This window comes from Roseibium sp. LAB1 (assembly GCF_054658235.1).
Genome location: NZ_BAAGIB010000004.1, coordinates 418,418 through 434,685, shown reverse-complemented (window position 1 = coordinate 434,685; position 16,268 = coordinate 418,418). Strand labels below are relative to the sequence as shown.

General features: G+C 58.9%; 15 protein-coding genes. 7 read left to right on the top strand and 8 right to left on the bottom strand.

Translation table 11 applies throughout. The annotated features are described in order from the left end of the window. Positions 1–56: 56 nt before the first annotated feature. Both ACYQ54_RS23410 and ACYQ54_RS23405 read right to left on the bottom strand, forming a co-directional pair. Entirely contained in the window at positions 57–1,232 is a 1,176-nt protein-coding gene (locus tag ACYQ54_RS23410) for a hypothetical protein (RefSeq protein ID WP_460086804.1), read from the bottom strand. Between the two features lie 178 nt (positions 1,233–1,410). Beyond that, entirely contained in the window at positions 1,411–2,310 is a 900-nt protein-coding gene (locus ACYQ54_RS23405) for a sugar kinase (protein WP_460086802.1), read from the bottom strand. A gap of 76 nt (positions 2,311–2,386) precedes the next feature. Here ACYQ54_RS23405 and ACYQ54_RS23400 point away from each other — a divergent pair, with 76 nt between their 5' ends. The 4 genes from ACYQ54_RS23400 (at position 2,387) to ACYQ54_RS23385 (ending at position 9,157) form a co-directional block, all read left to right on the top strand. Then, the gene (locus ACYQ54_RS23400; protein WP_460086800.1) at positions 2,387–4,114 is read left to right on the top strand and encodes an EAL domain-containing protein; all 1,728 of its coding nucleotides are present in this window, start codon (positions 2,387–2,389) and stop codon (positions 4,112–4,114) included. A gap of 233 nt (positions 4,115–4,347) precedes the next feature. Further along, positions 4,348–4,911 carry a TetR/AcrR family transcriptional regulator gene (locus ACYQ54_RS23395; protein ID WP_460086799.1) on the top strand — a complete coding sequence of 188 codons (564 nt, stop codon included), beginning with the start codon at positions 4,348–4,350 and terminating at the stop codon, positions 4,909–4,911. A gap of 13 nt (positions 4,912–4,924) precedes the next feature. Beyond that, positions 4,925–6,019: an efflux RND transporter periplasmic adaptor subunit gene (locus ACYQ54_RS23390; protein WP_460086796.1), complete on the top strand. Its 1,095-nt coding sequence runs from the start codon at positions 4,925–4,927 to the stop codon at positions 6,017–6,019. A gap of 33 nt (positions 6,020–6,052) precedes the next feature. Further along, positions 6,053–9,157 carry an efflux RND transporter permease subunit gene (locus ACYQ54_RS23385; RefSeq protein WP_460086794.1) on the top strand — a complete coding sequence of 1,035 codons (3,105 nt, stop codon included), beginning with the start codon at positions 6,053–6,055 and terminating at the stop codon, positions 9,155–9,157. A gap of 260 nt (positions 9,158–9,417) precedes the next feature. Here the strand turns inward: ACYQ54_RS23385 and ACYQ54_RS23380 are convergent, their stop codons facing one another. The 3 genes from ACYQ54_RS23380 to ACYQ54_RS23370 form a co-directional block, all read right to left on the bottom strand. Then, entirely contained in the window at positions 9,418–10,245 is an 828-nt protein-coding gene (locus ACYQ54_RS23380) for a bifunctional allantoicase/(S)-ureidoglycine aminohydrolase (RefSeq protein WP_460086791.1), read from the bottom strand. Positions 10,246–10,440: 195 nt separating this feature from the next. Next, positions 10,441–10,644: a hypothetical protein gene (locus ACYQ54_RS23375; RefSeq protein WP_460086790.1), complete on the bottom strand. Its 204-nt coding sequence runs from the start codon at positions 10,642–10,644 to the stop codon at positions 10,441–10,443. Positions 10,645–10,676: 32 nt separating this feature from the next. Further along, on the bottom strand, positions 10,677–10,862 hold the full coding sequence (locus ACYQ54_RS23370) for a YdcH family protein (protein WP_460086788.1): 186 nt from the start codon (positions 10,860–10,862) through the stop codon (positions 10,677–10,679). A gap of 122 nt (positions 10,863–10,984) precedes the next feature. Between ACYQ54_RS23370 and ACYQ54_RS23365 the strand changes: the two genes are divergently transcribed. The 3 genes from ACYQ54_RS23365 (at position 10,985) to ACYQ54_RS23355 (ending at position 13,356) form a co-directional block, all read left to right on the top strand. Further along, positions 10,985–11,926, top strand: coding sequence for a LysR substrate-binding domain-containing protein (locus ACYQ54_RS23365; protein ID WP_460086786.1), 942 nt, complete (start codon positions 10,985–10,987; stop codon positions 11,924–11,926). Between the two features lie 127 nt (positions 11,927–12,053). After that, positions 12,054–12,374, top strand: coding sequence for an antibiotic biosynthesis monooxygenase family protein (locus ACYQ54_RS23360; protein WP_460086785.1), 321 nt, complete (start codon positions 12,054–12,056; stop codon positions 12,372–12,374). A gap of 127 nt (positions 12,375–12,501) precedes the next feature. Then, positions 12,502–13,356, top strand: coding sequence for a GNAT family N-acetyltransferase (locus ACYQ54_RS23355; RefSeq protein ID WP_460086782.1), 855 nt, complete (start codon positions 12,502–12,504; stop codon positions 13,354–13,356). Positions 13,357–13,380: 24 nt separating this feature from the next. Here ACYQ54_RS23355 and ACYQ54_RS23350 read toward each other — a convergent pair whose 3' ends face one another. From ACYQ54_RS23350 to ACYQ54_RS23340, 3 genes are all read right to left on the bottom strand, one after another. Then, positions 13,381–14,697: a GNAT family N-acetyltransferase gene (locus tag ACYQ54_RS23350; protein WP_460086780.1), complete on the bottom strand. Its 1,317-nt coding sequence runs from the start codon at positions 14,695–14,697 to the stop codon at positions 13,381–13,383. A gap of 85 nt (positions 14,698–14,782) precedes the next feature. Beyond that, positions 14,783–15,568, bottom strand: a complete 786-nt coding sequence (locus ACYQ54_RS23345) for a glycerophosphodiester phosphodiesterase family protein (RefSeq protein ID WP_460086778.1) — start codon at positions 15,566–15,568, stop codon at positions 14,783–14,785. Between the two features lie 86 nt (positions 15,569–15,654). Beyond that, on the bottom strand, positions 15,655–16,122 hold the full coding sequence (locus ACYQ54_RS23340; RefSeq protein WP_460086775.1) for a RidA family protein: 468 nt from the start codon (positions 16,120–16,122) through the stop codon (positions 15,655–15,657). Between the last annotated feature and the right edge of the window lie 146 nt (positions 16,123–16,268).

The window sequence follows — 16,268 nt, the reverse complement described above, 5'->3', positions numbered from 1 at the left end:
GTGGAAACGAAAAAAAGCCCGGACCTGGTCCGGGCTTTTTGCTGTTTGTGGCAGGCTTACTGGTTGGCGGTAATGCCAACCGACAGGATTTGCGGGATCATTTGGGGGGCGAACATCGCCGTACCCATGATCTGCGACAGGGGCACCGGTGCGCCGGGAGCTGCCGTCAGCTCCAGCGAGCCGGGTGTATTCAGGAACTGGGTGACGGCCTGGGCAACCTGGCCTTCCAGTTCCTTGTTCTGCAGCATGCCGAGCATCATCGGCAGTGTGCCGGTGAGGCCGGCTACATAGGTTGGCGTGTCGACGCCTGCCTTTTGCGACTCCTGATCCAGAACCCGGCCCGTCAGCGAAGCATCGTCCAGACGGATATTGGCTTTTTCGATAGTCACATTCTGCAGGAGCGCCATCGCTTCTTCCGGCTTCTCTGACTTTTCGTTGAGCTGGGTGACCACCTCACGGGTAACCCCGCCAAGCGAGAAGGAGACCGACAGGCTTGCCGCTTCCTTGGCGTCGATCTTCAGTTCCGGAATCACGAGAGTGGCGGCTTCCGGGTCCCATGTGCCCGATCCGGCAACATCGACCGTCAGTGTCTCGTAGCCGAGGTCCGTGAGGGACTTCGTTTCTTCCGTTTCCAGTTCCTTGACGTCAATGGTCGCACCGGTCACGGAAAACTGGCCAGCTGTCGGAAGGTCGCCGTCCATGGCGTCGATCGAGGAGGAGATTTTGGCAATGTCCGCGATCTGGTTGTCTTCGTCGCGGATCTGAATGCTGTTGGCCTCGAATGTCTTGTAACCCGGGCCGACCGGCGGCGTATCGGAGGCAGCTTCTTCCGGAGTGGGCAAAAGAAGTTCGGTGACCTTGAGATCTGCCAGCGACATGCCGCCATCCTTGGCCGTCAGCTGAAGGTTGCTCATGTCGAGGCTTGAAAGCTTGAGCCGCCCGTCGGACTGGATTTCTCCGCCTGTCAGAACGGTGGAGGCAATGGTAACGCTGGCGCCTTCTTCGTCTTCCTTGCTGATGACGATGTCGCTGAGCGTGACAGCACCGCCTGCTTCATCAACCGAGCCATAGCTCTCGACGGTGCCTTTTTCAGCGTCCAGCAATGTCAGGAACGCGTCGGCAATCTCGTTCCCGGACGGATCGAAGGCAAGCGCCGGAGAGGCTTGAAGGGCGAGCAGGCTGACAGCGGCCGTCAGACCGGCAGCGATCCGGGGCGAACGGGAAAACATCATTGAAAATCTCCACGAAATAGAGGTGATCCCACTCTGAGGTAAGTTCCACAGTGTGGCAAGGCGAAAGCCGGTTGAAGCAATAGCCGGGCTTATTCGATCAAAATATGTCCTGCATCACATTTTACCCGGTTGAATCGCAACGCACGGCCCAGACGGGGCTACGGCGGGATTGAGCGGGTCAGGCGGCGGTCTTTTCCGGAAAGGTGTTGTTGGCGCGCTCAATGTCTTCCAGCGTCGGCAGGCTGGCCTCGTTGCCCAGATGCTGGATCGCGTGGGTCGAGGCTCCGCGTGCAAACCGGAAATGCTGATCCCAGCTCCTTTCCGGCCATTGCAGATAAGACGCGATATAGGCACCGTGGAAGACATCGCCGGCACCGTTGGAATCGACCACCTTCGACAGTGGCACCGCCAGGGCTGGCATCACCTTGTCCGGTCCGCCGGCTTCGTACCAGACCATGCCTTCATCGCCGAGCGTGACGGCTCCAACCGGGCAGTTCTTGCTGCGCAAATACGTCAGGGTTTCGCCGGTCGACATGCCCAGTTGCTGGCAGAAGCGTTCGGAAACGACGGCGATATCGATCTGGTCGAGGAGTTCGTCGGTGTTTTCGCGCACCGCACCGCCATCAAGCGAGGTCAGGATGCCGAGGTTCTTGCAGGTGGTCGCATAGTGAAGCGCGGCATCCGGCATATGCCCGTCAAGATGCAGCGCCTTCATGCCGGTCAGGGTAAGGGGCGGGAAAGGATGCAGGAAGTCGTTGTCACGGCAACGCACGATGGCCCGCTTGCCGCCTTTGGGCATGATGAAGGAGAGGGAACTCTCGTGCACCTTGCGCCCGTGAATGGAAATGCCGTAGGCCGCGGCCATGTCCAGAAACATGCGCGCCAGCCAATCGTCCGCCTGCGAACACAGAAGCTCCGGCTTGCCGCCCAGCTTGGCGCAGCAGAACGCCGCGGTGACCGCGTTGCCGCCGAAACTGATCGCGTAATCCTCGGCAATCGTCTTTTCGTCGCCCGTAGGCAGCTGCTCGGTCAAAAAAGTAACGTCGATATAGGCTTGTCCAATAAACAATGCCTGCATGTAACCCTCCCGAAGTTCGGCTTTTCTGGTCTGTCTTGCAGCTAACACGGCAATGAGATGCGTGACTTTGATCTGAGTGAAACAGCTGAATCTTCAGTCCTTGTTTACCCAGATCAGCCATGGTCAGAAAGAGTATATTCACGAACAGGCCTGTGACTTGTCTTTCCGCTATGTTGGTTTCGTAAAAACGGTGCTGATCGCCCTTGCGCTGGCGACTGCTCCGCTTTTTGCGATCAATGTCATCCTCAACCAATATGCGGAGCGCCGCGCTGTCGTCGAAATGGAAGCCATGGGAAATGTGGCTATCCATCGCGCCGAAGAGGCTATTTCCACGACCGTTTCACTGCTTCAGCGTCTCGATCGGGACGACGTACAGACCTGTAACGCCGAAGACCGGGTCGTTTACGAAAAACTGATCGTCGAACACGGCATGATCGATGCAATTGGCCTTGCCGACGCCGCAGGCCAGCGCATGTGTATCATCCCCGATCGGGATCTGGCCGGAAAGGTTGTTCTGCCGCCAATGCGCGAAGACGGCCCGCTGGTTGGCATCGGCATGCTTGACCGCAACTATCTGGGCGCGCGCGCTGCGGTGATCAGCTGGGATCTGAAGGATCAGACCCGTTTGTTCGCGGAAGTGACCCCCGCGGTGATCGCGATTGATCCAGGGCCGGAATACCTGCGCTCCTACCGCAGGGCCGAATTGCGGCTTGGCAACAATCTGCTCTGGTATAGCGTCGGGGGCTATAATTCAGAAGCCACCAATCCGTCGGATATCCTCTCAGTCGAGGTCTCCTCCGAGCTCTATCCGCTCGTTGCGACGATCACCGCACCGATCTCCGCCGCCGGCAAGGTTGTGCAGGACCTGAAAGTCGTCGCCGCTGCCGCTTGTGCCGGCATCGCACTACTGTTCGTCGCCATCGGCGTCTGGTTGTCCTGGCGGCCGGAGCGGGAGGCCGACGACGAATTCATCGCCGCGATCCGCAATGGCGAATTCATCCCCTATTACCAGCCGGTCATGGACATTGAGAGCGGGCGTCTGCGCGGCTGCGAGATCCTCATGCGCTGGCGCCGCCCGAACGGCATGATCGTCTCGCCGGGTCAGTTCATGGCCTATGCGGAAAACAATGGACATATCTTCGACATGACCCGCCATATGATGCGCGTGTCGTCGGAGGAAATCGGCGATCTTTACGGCGACAACCCGGATCTGAAACTGTCGATCAACCTTTTCGCCGGGCACTTCCTGGATCGCGAAATCATTTCCGATATCCGTTCGATCTTCGAAAAGTCGCGGATTTCCTTCCAGCAGATCGTCGTGGAAGTGACCGAGCGCCATCCGCTGGAAGACATGGAACTCGCCCGCAAGATCATCGCGGAATTGCAGGCCCTTGGCGTGCGTGTGGCGCTGGACGATGTTGGTACGGGCCATGGCGGCATGGCCTATCTGCAGAAGCTGGGCGTCGACATCATCAAGATCGACAAGATGTTCATTGACACCATCGGGTCGGACGACAACTCCACGACCATCGTCGATTCCATGGTCGAACTGGCCGACAATCTCGGCATGGGTATCATTGCCGAAGGCGTGGAGATGGAAGAGCAGATCGACCGGTTGCTCGAACTTGGCGTGACCGCGGCCCAGGGATATTACTTCGCTGCTCCAATGCCGGCCGATGAATTCATCGCCTTTGCGGAACGTACCGAGGAAGAAGCCCGTGAACGCGCGCGGCTTGCAGCGGAAGCGGCTGCCGCGGAGCAGGCGGCCAACGAAGCCGCGATGCGGAAGAACGCAGCAGCCTGATCCCCTTGTTCCGGACTGCGCCAGAAGTTCTTCCCGATTTGATCTCCCACCTGTTTCGATTGTTGGCCGAAAGGTCCGTCTGTACGGGCCTTGCCTGCTAGAGGCCTGACTGCGCTCCTCAGAGTGAATGCGGCAGGATGAAAACGCCGCAGGACTTATGCCTGGCTTGCCACTTGTCTGTACCGGCTGGACGGTATAAAAGCGCTCAACTGTACTGACCGGACGGTTTAGAAATGGCAGCGCGTTCGACACGCAACTCCCAGGAATCCAAATCGGAAATCTTGAAAGCCGCACTCGATGTCGTCAGGCGCTCGGGTGCGCAAAGCCTGACCATTGACGCCGTGGCCGAGGAAAGCGGGTTTTCCAAGGGCGGGGTGCTTTATAACTTTCCTTCCAAGGACGCGTTGATCACGGGCATGGTTCAGTTCCTCGCCGGTCAGTTCGAAGCCGAGGTGGCTGCCGCGAGGCAAGGGAACCTTTCTTCTGAAAGTCCGACATTGAGTGCGATGATCGATGTCACGGAAGGCTGGTTGAGCGAGCAGCGCGATATTGCGCAGGCCATGCTTGCCACGAAAGCAGACCGGCCAGACCTGAGCGAGCCATTCATGGGGGTGAAATCGCGTCTCAAGGCGGCAATCGAAGCCGAACTTCCCGACCGCGGCAAAGCCTGGGCTATCTGGGCCAGTCTGGAAGGTCTGCATTTCTCCGAGGCGCATTGCGTCACGATTTTTTCAGATGATGAACGAGCGGCGGTTTTCAAGGATCTCCGCAAGCGTTTGACCCAATTCAAAGACTAGAACGGAAGACCAAATGCTGGCACTTCACAAAGCCCCAATCAGACGTTGGGTCGCCCTTCTGTTGACTGCGGGAATGCTTGCGTCCTGCCAGGACGACGCAGTCGATCCCGTGGCGGACGCGGAAGCCAAGCTGCATGCAGCTCCAAGGCCTGCGAAAATCTTCACGGTGACTGACCAGATCGGTCTGCTGGAACGCCGGTTCGCAGGCCGGGTGGCTGCCGTGAAAACCGTCGACCTGTCCTTCCAGGTGCCGGGTAAACTCGTTGCGCTGCCGGTTCTGGAGAGCCAGCACGTCAAGGAGGGGGACCTGATCGCCAAGCTGGATACGACCGACTACGACCGGGCCGTGCGCGAGGCGACGATCAATGCCGAGCAGGCGAAAAGAGAACTCGACCGACTGGAAACTCTGCGCGAACGTTCGGTGATCTCACAGTCCACCTATGACGAGCAGAAGAACAAGCACGACCTGGCGCTCGAGACGTTGAAGGAAGCCACGCAGAACCTTGAATACACCACGTTGAAAGCGCCCTTTGACGGGATCGTCTCCGTGCGTCTGGTTGACAATTTTACAACGGTCAGCGTCGGTACACCTGTCGTGAGCCTTCACGATGTGTCCGAAGTGCAGGTGGACATCAATGTTGCCGAGGCCCTGTTCGGGCGGGTGTCCGAATCCGAAGTGGCCTCCATCGAGGCAAGATTTCCTGCCTATGGCGACAAGCTGTTTCCGCTGACCTACCGCGAACATTCCAGTCAGGTTGATGAGGTGACCCAGACCTATCGAATCACCCTTGCGATGCCCCGTGATGGTGCCGAGCAGCTCTCGCCGGGCATGACAGCGTCGGTCACCGTCAAGTTTCTGCCTGAAGGCCTGGAACTCGGCGAACAGTTCCTGGTGCCCTCCAGCGCAATTGCCGTCGATGGTGACGGCAATGCCTATGTCTGGAAGTTCGATAAGGACACCGGTGCGGTGTCCAAGAACGCGGTCGAAATCGGCACGGTCATGGGCGACTTCATTCCCGTGCGGTCCGGTCTTGAAAAAGGCGATGACATTGTTTCCGCCGGCGTTGCCTATCTCAGCGACGGCCAGGTCGTACGGCGTTTGAACTGATCCGGTTCCGGACAGGCAAGAGGATCAGAAACCTTGGATATTGCACGCTATTCCATTCAAAAGCCGGTCAACACCTGGATGATCGTGATCATGTCGCTGCTGGGCGGGCTCTGGGGCCTGTCCACCGTGGGGCGGCTGGAAGATCCCGCTTTCACCATCAAGCAGGCCCAGGTGATCACCAGTTATCCGGGCGCGACAGCGGCTGAAGTCGAAAACGAAATCACCGAGAACCTGGAAACGTCCATCCAGCAGATGCCGCAACTGGATCTGATCACGTCCGTGTCGGAACCTGGCCTGTCGCGCATCAGCGTGGAGATCAAGCCGACCTACGACGGCGAGGAATTGCCTCAGGTCTGGGACGAGTTACGGCGAAAGGTCAACGACGAGGTCCGGAACCTGCCGGCAGGCGCGGGCACGCCGCTGGTCTACGACGATTTCGGCGACGTCTACGGCCTGTTCTATGCCTTCACCGCCGACGGCTATACCAACCGGGACATCCGCGAAACGGTCAAGCGCATTCGCCGAGAACTCCTGACCGTGCCCGGCGTCGGCAAGGTTGAAGTTGCCGGCGAACCGCAGGACGTCATCTATCTGAATGTCAATCAGGACAAGATGGCCGGCCTCGGGATCACCTTCACCGACGTGATCAGTGTTCTGGATGCCGAAAACCGCATCCAGACCAACGGGTCGGGCATTTCGGGGGACAAACGCATTCGTCTCATGACGGCGTCCGCCTTCGACGATTTCCGCGGGATTCAGGATCTCGTCATCGGCCGCGCGGGCTCGACTGCAATGATCCGCCTCTCAGACATCGCGACGCTGGAACTTGGTGAGCCGGAGCGTCCGGACAGGCTGATCCGCCACGACGGCCACGCGGCAGTGACGATCGGCGTGTCCCAGGTCGATGGAACCAATATTGTCGAAGTCGGCGATCGCGTGATCGCAAAGCTGGCTGATGTCGAAGCGCAATTGCCGGTCGGCATGCAGATCCATCCCATTTACGAGCAGAATGTCGTGGTCGATGAATCCGTGAACGGCTTCATCATGAACCTCGCGGCCTCCGTGGTAATCGTGATCGCAGTGTTGGCCCTGTTCATGGGGTGGCGCGCTGCGATCGTCGTCGGCACGGTGCTTCTGTTGACCGTAATGGCAACCGTGCTGTTCATGCGGATCTTCGCCATCGAGATGGAACGCATTTCGCTTGGGGCACTGATCATTGCCATGGGCATGCTGGTCGACAACGCCATCGTCGTTGCCGAAGGCATGATGATCAACATGCAGCGGGGCCAGAAGGCCATCGAGGCGGCCAGCCGTGTGGTTGGCCAGACCATGTGGCCGCTGCTCGGGGCGACGGTCATCGGCATCATGGCGTTTTCCGGCATTGGCCTGTCACCGGATGCGACCGGCGAGTTCCTGTTCTCGCTGTTTGCCGTGATCGGCATTTCACTGTTGCTGTCCTGGGTGTTCGCAATCACGGTCACGCCGCTCTTCGGAAAATATTTCTTCAGAACCGCAACCGGCAATCTGGACGATCACGATCCTTACAAGGGCTTTCTCTACAAGGCCTATCGCGGGTTCCTGATCGGCTCCTTGCACGTGCGCCTGTTGACCGTTGCCGCTCTGGTAGGGATCACGGTTGTCTGTGTCATGGCCTTCGGCAATGTGAAGCAAGCCTTCTTTCCGGACAGCAACACACCGATTTTCTATATCCATTACTGGTCTCCGCAGGGAACCGACATCCGGTCGACGGAAGCGGACCTGAAGGAAATGGAGAAAATCGTTCTTGCCGACGAACGCGTGGCGACGGTCACCAGTTTCGCGGGTGGCGGTGCCACGCGCTTCATGCTGACCTATGCCCCTGAAGACGCCAATCCGGCCTATGGCCACATGATCATCCGAACGCATGATCGCGACGAAATCGACATGCTGGCCCTGGAACTGAGGGAGAAATTCGTCGAGCGCTTCCCGTCCGCGCAGATCATCACCAAGCGGCTGGTATTTGGTCCCGGTGGCGGCGCCAAGATTGAGGCACGGTTCTCCGGTCCGGATGCAAACGTGCTCAAGCGGCTTGGAAACGAGGCACAGGCGATCTTCGACAAGCCGGACAACAAGCTTGCCGACGTCAATACCAACTGGCGTCAGCGGGAACTCGTGGTGCGGCCGATCTTCGATGAGGATCGGGCCCGGATATCCGGCGTGACGCGCGAGGAATTGTCAGTGGCCCTGCAGTTCGCGACCGAGGGCATTCGTGTCGGGTCCTACCGTGATGTCGACGAGAGCATCCCGATTGTCGCCCGCAAGGCCGACCAGAATGGGATCTCCGTGAATGAGAGCGTGTCGGATACGCTGGTCTTGAGCAGCACGGCTCGCCGGTATGTTCCCATCGAGCAGGTGGTGCGGGAATTCGTGATGGAGCCGCAGGATACGCTGATCCATCGCCGTGACCGTGTCCGCACGCTTACGGTGAAGGCTGAAACAACGGCAGGCGAAACTGCGTCCGCGGCTCTCGCCAGGGTTCGTCCGCAAATCGAGGCCATCGAGTTGCCTCCCGGGTATGCGCTGGAGTGGGGTGGCGAATATGAAAGCACCAATGATGCACAGGCATCTCTGGGGGCACAGTTGCCGCTTGGCTTCCTGGTCATGCTGATCATCTCGATCCTGCTGTTCGGCTCCGTTCGCCAGCCGCTGATCATCTGGCTGATGGTGCCCATGTCGATCAACGGTGTTGCGATCGCGCTGCTCACGACAGACACGGCCTTCGGCTTCATGTCCCTGCTAGGCTTCCTGTCGCTGTCCGGCATGCTGATCAAGAATGCCATTGTGCTGCTGGAGGAGATCGACCTTCTGATTGGCGAGGGCAGGGACAAATACGAGGCAATTGTCGATGCGAGTGTCTCGCGTATGCGCCCGGTGATGCTGGCGGCGATTACCACGATCCTCGGCATGGCACCGCTTCTGTCGGATGCATTCTTCCGGGGCATGGCAGTGACGATCATGGGAGGCCTGGCTTTTGCCACCGTGCTGACCCTGATCGCAGCACCCGTGCTCTACGCCTTGTTCTTCCGGGTACGCCCGCCAAAGAAAGACAAGGCGAAGGCGGAGCCGTCTGTTCCGGCCGATGCTGTACCGGCCAAGTAACCCCGGACGCAGTCACTCACGAACATGAAAGGCGGCCTTCGGGCCGCCTTTTGTCGTTCTCTCCAGCGACTTCCAAACTCCAAGCGCCATTGTCAACCCATGGCTTGACCATGGGACCCAAGCCATTGCGCCAAGGAGTGCAGGAAACGCGGAAATGCCGTTCCCGTTCTTGCCAAGGTCTGTAGAACCCTCAGCGCCATCTAGTCTCGCGATTTCAATGTCTTGGCGACGTATCCGGACTCATTTTCTGAGTCTGTCTTTCAGCCGCGACTGAGTTTCATGTGCCGGTTCACATCCTTGTAGAGCAGATACCGGAACTTGCCTGGCCCACCAGCGTAGCAGGCTTGTGGGCAGAAGGCGCGCAGCCACATGTAATCACCTGCCTCAACCTCGACCCAGTCCTGATTGAGCCGGTACACGGCCTTTCCTTCCAGCACATATAGCCCGTGTTCCATCACATGGGTCTCAGCAAACGGGATCACGGCACCCGGTTCGAAAGTAACGATAGTCACGTGCATGTCATGGCGCAGGTCTTCCGGGTCGACAAAGCGGGTGGTCGCCCATTTGCCGTTTGTCCCTGGCATTTCGGTTGGCTTGATCAGTTTTTCATTGGTGACAAATGCGTCCGGGGTGTCGAGGCCGTCCACCGCATCATAGGCCTTGCGGATCCAGTGGAACCGCACCGGAGTATGCCCTGCATTCTTTACCATCCATGCGCAACCGGCAGGAAGATAGGCATATCCGCCGTTTTCCAGCTCATGCAAAGTCCCTTCGATCGTCAAGGTCAGGCTTCCCTCCACCACGAAGAGAACAGCCTCGGCGCCTTTGTCCGGTTCGGGGTTCTGGCTGCCGCCACCGGGTTGAACCTCCATGATGTATTGCGAGAACGTTTCGGCAAAACCGGACAGGGGGCGCGACAGAACCCAGAGGCGGGTCTTGTCCCAGAACGGCAAATAGCTGGTGACAATGTCGCGCATCGTCCCTTTCGGGATCACCGCATAGGCGTCTGTAAAGACGGCCCGGTCGGTCAGCAGCTGTGTCTGCGGCGGGTGGCCGCCGCTGGGAGCATAATAGGGTGATGAGGTCATGCGGGGTTTCCCTGAGGCGTTGCCGATGCGCGTGTCTTGAGGCTGAGTTTAAAAACGCGGCTTATGGCAAGGCAACGAAAAAGAAAACCCGCCCGCGAGGCCTGCGGGCGGGGTGTCCAGCTTGATGGGCTGCGCGGTCCGGATGGCGGAAATCCGGGTGGGGCCAAGAACCCGTCTTCTTTGCGAGACGGAGTCCTAACGTGCTGTGGCCATCTCGTGCTGGACGGTGCTCCTTGCGGTTTTGACGTTGTCGAGCACCTTGGGGCAGGTGGTGTCCGACGTCTGTTTTTCGCGCAGGAACGAGGCCATGCGGGCATCGATATCCTTCAGGCGAGACTGTCTTGAAGGGACGCGATGCAAGGCTGCAAAAGGTGAAAAGAACGGCAGAAACAGGTTCATTCGGGACCTCCCGATTGGTTTGGAGAATCCGGTCAGTAGACCAGGTGCGGGGCGCTCAGGTTGGTTTCGATCCGGGCTATTTCATCCCGCAGACGAAGTTTGAATTTTTTCAGCGACCGGATGTGCTGCGTGTCCGGATAAGGATGCATTTCTTCCCTGCGGATCAGGGCATCCAGGGTGTTGTGCTGGCTGCGCAGCGACTTCAGTCTGTTGTACATCGCCTGCCTCCTCTTTCGTGGGCGTGTCTGTGACACCCTTGATATGGTCATCAGGGAAGGATAGATGAAATACATTGTTTCGATTAATTTGATAGATTTTGCCTATCATGCAGGGAGGCGGGATGCGATTTCGGCCATCGTCACGGCAGCTGGACTATTTTGTTGCGCTCGCGGAAACCTTGCATTTCGGCAAGGCTGCCGCTCGGTGCCATGTGTCTCAACCAACGCTTTCAGCGCAGTTCAAGCTGCTTGAAGACCAGCTCGGCTGCACATTGCTGGAGCGCGGCAGCGGAGGTATCAGCCTGACGGCATCAGGTGAACGACTGCTGCCGCTTGCGCGGCGCACACTCGAAAATCTCGACGAGATCGTGACAGTGGCTCAGGTTGGCCAATCCAATCTCGGCGGTTTGATCCGCCTTGGGGTCTCGCCCACGTTCGGGCCTTATTTCATGCCCTACCTCTTGCCGATCCTGAAGCGAGAGTTTCCGCTGCTTGAACTCTACATTCGAGAAGACAGGCCTAATCTGTTGGAAGAGGGGCTGATGTCCGGCGCGCTCGATTGCATTCTGACGCCGGATTTCGCCGCTTCGGATCAGTGGACGGCGCAGGTGCTGTGCCGGGAAAGCGTTTCCCTTGCCGTGCCGAAATCACACCCTCTGGCTGGTGTGGACGTGATCCCGGTAGAGATGTTGCGTGGTGAAAAGCTGCTTGCGCTCGGTCAGGGCTTTCGTCTTCACAATGATGTTCAGGCGCTGGCCCATGCCGCGGGGGCTGATTTCCGGCAGGACTATGAAGGCACAAGCCTCGACGCCTTGCGCCAGATGGCCTCGATCGGCATGGGCCTGGCGCTCTTTCCTGCCGCCTACATCGCCTCCGAATTCGGCAAGGAGCCGGATCTCCTGTTGAAAAAGGTCGAAGGCTTGCCGATGCGCCGGACGATGTATCTCGTCTGGCGGTGCGGTTCGTCCAGAACAATGCATTTCGAGAACCTGTTGTCCCTCGCACTTCAGGCCGTTGACGCCATGAAGGTGGAGGGGATCGAACCGGCTTGCACGGTCGCTTAAAGGTCATTCAGGGTGACCGATGGCCGTGTGTTGGAAGGCCGAGACACCTTTCACACGTAATCCTCCCCATATTGCCGGTGTGCCAAAAACGTGCCAGCCTCGTCACAAACCGCGGAGGAGAAGAGCCATGCCCGATATTTCAAGTGACCGCGACTGCCAGACCGTCATCACCACATTCGAGATGACACCGGGCACTTGCTACGATCTTCTGGACGAGCTGAAGGACGCCTACGAAAATTTCATTCGCCATCAGCCGGGATTCATCGCGGCGGGACTGCATGTCAACGACGCTCAGACCCGCATTGCCAATTATTCGCAGTGGCGCCGGCGTGAAGATTTCCTGGCGATGTTGCGGGCTCCCGAAATGCGTGAACGCAACCGGCGTATCAGTTCGCTGTGCAAGAGTTTCGAGCCCGTGATGTATGACGTCGTGGAGGCGTTTGACTAACCGGACAAGCATTGTCGAAGCCGAGACGGCACCGGCCTTTTCCGGGCTGGTGCCGCAAGTTGCCCGGGTATAACGTTGCCGGGCTGTTCCCCTTTGTCAGGACGTCCTGTTTTTCCGGATAAATTTCATGTCTTACCAGATTGCCGATTGCCGCTCCTTTGATAGCGCGCGGCTTCGCGACGCCCTGAACCTGGCGTTTTCGGATTACGTTACGCCGATGCATTTGACCGAGAGGGACTTTCGGGACTTCCAGCGCCAACGCGGATTTTCTGCAGTGCACTCCTTCGTGGCTCTTGCGGGGGACGAGATTGCCTCCTTCTGGTTTTCCAGCGAGCCAAACCCGCACTATGGCAAGAGAGCCTATGCCTTGTCGGTCGGAACAAGCCCGGCCCATCGCCGCAACGGCTTGTCGCGACAGCTTCTGGCGAAGGTCATCGAGAGACAGGTGGAGGCCGGATCGAAAGGCCTGCAGCTTGAAGTCATCACGACCAACGAAAAGGCGGTTGCTGCCTATGAGGCTTTCGGATTTCGTCGGGAGAGAACGCTTGGCGTGCTCCGTCTCGTCGAGACAGACGCTCTTTCAGCAAAGGTCGGGAACTGGACTGTCGAGCGGATCGGTTTGGGGGAACTGCCGGACGATACAAGCGCCTATTTCGACACCTTGCCGACGCCGCAGAACAGCTTCGATGCCCTCCAGGGCTTAAGCCCGGACATTCACCTGCTGGCCATCCGCCGGAACGATGAGCTTCTGGGTTGGGGGGCGAGTTTCGCCGATGGTGCAGTTGCACAGATTGCAGTTCACAAGAGCCATCGCCGTCAGGGCATCGGCCGTGCGCTGCTTCAGGCGGTGATGGAAGCAGTGAGCGAAGCCGAACTGCGGTTTGTCAACGTCGACACCGCCAATGAAAGCGCAAATGCGTTCCTGAGTCGGGCAGGTTCTGAAGAACTGCTGCAGCAATATGAAATGCGGCTCGATCTGTAGCAACGAGGATGCGCGGCGTTGGTGTCAATCGCTCTTGCGGAACGGCGCATGTTCGGCAAGCGCTTCGTTCTCGCGTTCGACAGCGAGGCGCTCGTGCTCCAGAAAGTCGGCGACAGCCTGATGCAGTCCTTCGTGGGCAATCCAGTGCGCTGAATAGGTGGTGGTCGGCAGGTAGCCGCGGGCCAGCTTGTGGGCTCCCTGTGCGCCGGCTTCTACACGCTTCAGTTTGTGGGCAATGGCAAAGTCGATCGCCTGATAATAGCAGAGCTCGAAATGCAGGAACGGATGGTGCTCGGTGCAGCCCCAGTGCCGTCCGAACAGCGTCTGGGAGCCGATGAAATTGAGCGCACCGGCAATGTATTGCCCGTGTCGCTTGGCCATCACCAGCAAGGTGCGGTCGGCCAGTCTTTCATTGATTAGCGAATAGAATTTGCGGTTCAGATAGGGGCGGCCCCATTTTCGTGAACCGGTGTCCATGTAGAACGTGTAGAACGCGTCCCAGTGGGCCTCTGTCAGATCGGATCCGGTGACCCATTCGACCTCGATGCCATCTCCACTCAGGGCCTCGCGCCGCTCTTTCTTGACGGCCTTGCGCTTGCGGGACGCGAGATCTGCCAGAAAGCCGTCAAAGCTGTCGTAACCGGGGTTTTCCCAGTGGAACTGCTGGTCGGTTCGTTGCAGGTATCCAAGCTCACCCAGGCTTTCCCATTCGGCTTTGGTCAAGAATGTCGAATGAACAGAAGAAGCGCCAGAGCGCTGACATACCTGCACCAGACCCGCCGCAAGTGCCTGCAGGCCCGCCTCGCGGTTTACACCGGCACCGGTCAGGAACCGGCGGCCGGTTGCCGGTGTGAAGGGGACACTGATCTGGAGCTTCGGGTAATAGTCGCCACCGGCACGGTAGAAGGCATCCGCCCAGCCGTGGTCGAACACATATTCACCTTGCGAATGGCTTTTGAGATAGGCCGGCACGGCACCTAGAATTTGGCCGCTGCCATCCTCCAGCAGCATGTGCCGGGGTAACCAGCCGGTCGCTTCCGTTGCGCATCCCGAGGCTTCCAGAGCCTCCAGAAACGCGTGCGACAGGAAAGGGTTGAACTCGATATCTTCCGTAACGGGGGCCGCATCACCGCCGAGTGCCCCTGACAGCTCGTTCAGGGCTTCGCATCTCGGGTCTTTCTGCAAGGTCCCTCGTCCTGACACCTGCCAGCCAGGATTGGCCACCTGGTCCCACCTGGATGCGGAGACATCCTTGAGAGAAGACAGAATGCGCAGGGTGGCTGTCTGTCCACCGTCATCTGCCGGCGGGGAGGAGTTGTCCGTGGACCGGGAAGAGGTCATGCGTCAGAAGAAACCAAAGTTTGAAACCATCCCCTTGATGTAGCGCTGGCATTTTGCAGTGCAAGAGGCGGAGACCGTGCGACGGTTATTTCTGCACGGTGCCGGCTGCCCCCTTGTCGGGATCAAAGCCTTCAAAAACGATCTGGTCCGCGAAGCGACGGGCCTTTTCCCGCTGTTCGGTGGTCCGCACTGTCCAGGACATCAACGGCACCTTGAACAGGGACCGCAGCAGGCTGGGGCCGGCTTTGGGAAGGTCCTTGACGCCATAGGAAATGAAATGCGGACGTGTGCGTGGTGCATGCAGAATATGGCGCAGGATGAACCGGTCGACGCGGCTGTAGCGGGCATAGTCTGGGCCGGGTTCAGCGCCGTCGGCGACGATACCGCGCAGCACCGAGGCGTTGCGTGCCTTTGCGATCGACAACATGTCCGGATCGAAGGACTTGATGCAGGCGGGTCCCTTGTAGGCCGCCACCTGGTCGGTCACATGGCGGACGAAGTCCATTTGCGCGTCGCGGCGCATCAGCGACTTGATCTCGACCACCAGCGGCACGCGGCCGTCCACAAGGTCGAACAGGTCGCTCAACAGCCAGAGATTGTCCGTTCCGGTCTTCATGTGAATGTTTGTCAGCTCGGAGGCCGCAAGATCGATGACCCTGCCGGTTCCTTCTGCCAGCCGCTCGAGCGTGTAGTCATGAAAGACAAGGGCTTCGCCGTCTGCCGTTTCCTGAACATCCACCTCGATCGCGAAATTCTTGTCGATCGCATGCTGGATTGCGGTCGGCGTGTTTTCGATTACGCCGTTGTCGGCATCGTGATAGCCCCGGTGGGCAATCGGGCGGGCGAAGATGGCTTCGAGTTCCGGTGTCATGGCGGCGGGCTCGGTTGGAAAGGGTAGGCCTCACCGGCCGGAATGGCATCGGGAGGAGAGTGGGGCCCATGAGGCCCCGCAAGCGATCAGTCTTTGATCTCGAATATCGCTTCGATCTCGACTGCTGCACCGAAGGGCAGGGACGCGGCGCTGACTGCGGAACGCGCGTGGCGGCCCTTTTCGCCCATGGCTTCAACCAGGAAGTCGGACGCGCCGTTGATGACCTGCGGCTGGTCGACAAACTCCGCGGTCGAATTCACGAAACCCACGATTTTCACCAGGCGGGTAACCTTGTCGAGATTGCCGGTGGCGGCTTTTGCCTGGGCCAGCAGGTTGATGGCACAAAGCTTGGCCGCTGCCTTGCCTTCGTCGACACCAAGACCGTCACCCAGCTTGCCGGAAATCTGAAGCTTGCCGCCCGCCATGGGCAGTTGCCCGGAAACAAACAGCTGATTGCCCGTCTTCAGGAAGGGCACGTAGTTGGCGGCCGGTGCCGCTGCTTCCGGAAGGGTGATGCCAAGGTCGTTCAGCCGGGCTTCGATAGCGCTGCTCATGGGTGTCTCCAAGTTTGAGAACTTTTGCCGTGTCTTGGCGTAATTCGGCAAAGGTGACAAGGCCAAAATGGGACGTGTAGGGTAAAAGGAAATTGTGGAGGAGCTTGGTTTCGGGTGCTGTGGCACCCACCTTAGGCGGACGATTT